Genomic DNA, 2,206 nt, shown 5'->3' with positions numbered 1-2,206 from the left:
GTTTTTCTGAGTTACTTGAAAAGTCTAACTTACATTTGACAATTTAGGTTCTTAAACGTCTCTCGTTAATCAACTAAAAATTATAACTAGCTGGGTGTTATCCAATCTCCCCTCACTATTAAGTTTTTATCATTTTTGATATAATGGTAGAGAATGAAAGGAGACTTTATGTCAACTAAAAATTTATCCCCGGTCTTAAAAACATCTTTTGTGCTACTGGCTATCCTGGTCCTTCTTGGTATTGTTATGCCTGACGGCTACCAAGTTTGGTCAGAACAACTGAGGGAAGTTATTTCAGATAAATTTGGCTGGTTTTACTTATTACTGGTCACGTCAATCGTTCTACTTTGTGGCTTTTTCCTGGTTAGTCCCGTTGGGCAAATCAAACTTGGGGAACCCAATTCGGTGCCTGAACACTCTACCATCTCTTGGATTGCCATGATATTTTCTGCTGGAATGGGAATCGGCCTTGTCTTCTACGGTGCCGCAGAGCCCTTATCCCATTATGCCATTTCAACGGTACGAGCTACCCCAGGGTCGCAAGAAGCCTTAGCCGATGCTTTCCGTTACACTTTCTTTCACTGGGGCATCCATGCCTGGGCAGTATATGCTTTAATCGCCCTGGCCCTCGCCTACTTTGGTTTCCGAAAAAAAGAGAAATATCTTTTATCGGTTACCTTAAAGCCCTTGTTTGGTAAAAAAACAAACGGTATCCTTGGTAAGATCGTAGATACGATTACAGTGGTCGCTACTGTTATCGGGGTGGCAACCACTCTTGGTTTTGGGGCAGCCCAAATCAATGGGGGACTCAACTACCTCTTTGGTATTCCAAACAATGCCCTTGTGCAAGTTATTATCATAATTATCACAACCATCCTCTTTACCATTTCAGCCCTTTCTGGTCTTGGAAAAGGGGTAAAAATCTTATCAAACACCAATCTTATTTTAGCGGTTGGACTACTCGCCATCACCATAATCATCGGTCCCACAGTCCAGATTTTTAATACCTTGACCGATAGTATCGGACTGTATATTTCCAATTTCTTCCGTATGAGTTTCAGTGCTGGTTCCTTTGGTCAATACAATCGTGACTGGATCAATACTTGGACGATTTTCTATTGGGCTTGGTGGATTTCTTGGTCACCATTCGTGGGAGTTTTTATTGCCAGAATTTCTAAAGGACGTAGTATCAGACAATTTCTATCCATCGTCTTATTAGCACCGACTGTATTAAGCTTTTTATGGTTTTCTACCTTTGGAACACTTTCAACGCATGTTCAATCACTTGGAAATGTAGATTTAACACAGTTTCCAAGTGAGCAGACCTTGTTTGCAACCTTCAGTCAACTGCCATTTGGTTTTATTGCCTCCGTTGTTGCTATCATCCTGATCGTTACCTTCTTTATCACGTCAGCAGACTCTGCGACCTATGTGCTAGCTATGCTCTCTGATGATGGGAATCTCAAACCAAAGAATAACCTTAAAATCTTCTGGGGCGTACTCCTTGCGACTATTGCCATCGTCTTACTTCTTTCAGGGGGCTTAGTAGCCTTGCAAAATACGCTGATTATCGTAGCCTTTCCATTTTCACTCATCATGGTACTGATCATGGTTTCCCTAGTCATTGAATTGCTACATGAAAAAGACAAGATGGGACTGTCAATCACACCGACACGATACCCTAAAAAAGATCAACCCTTCAAATCTTATGAAGAATAAATAACCCAATTTGTAAAATTAAGCTAGACAGAAAAAGCCATCTATGTTAGGCGGCTCTATAATTTCTGTAGTGGGTAAAACCACTGTAGAGATTATAGAGCTTTTTGAATGCAGACAAAAAGTCCCATAAGAACTATAATGAAAAGCAACCAAACCATCATTAGGAAGAACTTATGAGACTTATTAAGAATACCACAGAATTAATCGGAATTAAAGACCCAAATATCATTATTTCTCTTGTTTTTGAAAAAGATACCTACATTGAGGTTCAAGCAACACTTGATTATACTGCACCATCATGTCCTGACTGCCAAGGAAAAATGATCAAATATGACTTTCAAAAGCCTTCTAAAATTCCTCTCCTTGAACAAGTTGGAACACCTACACTATTACGTCTTAAAAAGCGTCGTTTCCAGTGTAAAAGTTGTAGGAGAGTCACGGTAGCTAAGACATCAATCGTTGAGAAAAACTGCCAAATCTCCAATCT

General features: G+C 39.9%; 2 protein-coding genes. Both read left to right on the top strand.

Annotated elements, in window-relative coordinates; genetic code table 11:
• The first annotated feature begins 168 nt into the window (after positions 1-168).
• Complete coding sequence (locus tag HMPREF2877_RS04680; protein WP_045768597.1) at positions 169-1,719, top strand: BCCT family transporter; 1,551 nt, start codon at positions 169-171, stop codon at positions 1,717-1,719.
• Positions 1,720-1,892: 173 nt separating this feature from the next.
• The coding region (locus HMPREF2877_RS04675; protein WP_141751047.1) for a transposase family protein at positions 1,893-2,206 on the top strand (314 nt) is incomplete at its 3' end.

Source organism: Streptococcus sp. HMSC072D03, assembly GCF_001812855.1.
GTDB lineage: Bacteria > Bacillota > Bacilli > Lactobacillales > Streptococcaceae > Streptococcus > Streptococcus salivarius_D.
Note: the sequence above shows the minus strand (reverse complement) of the source record. Positions and strands in the feature narration are given on the sequence as shown.

What these genes read in the sequence shown, in the direction of transcription:
- HMPREF2877_RS04680 (WP_045768597.1), top strand. Translation starts at nt 169, where the DNA reads ATGTCAACTAAAAATTTATCCCCGGTCTTAAAAACATCTTTTGTGCTA.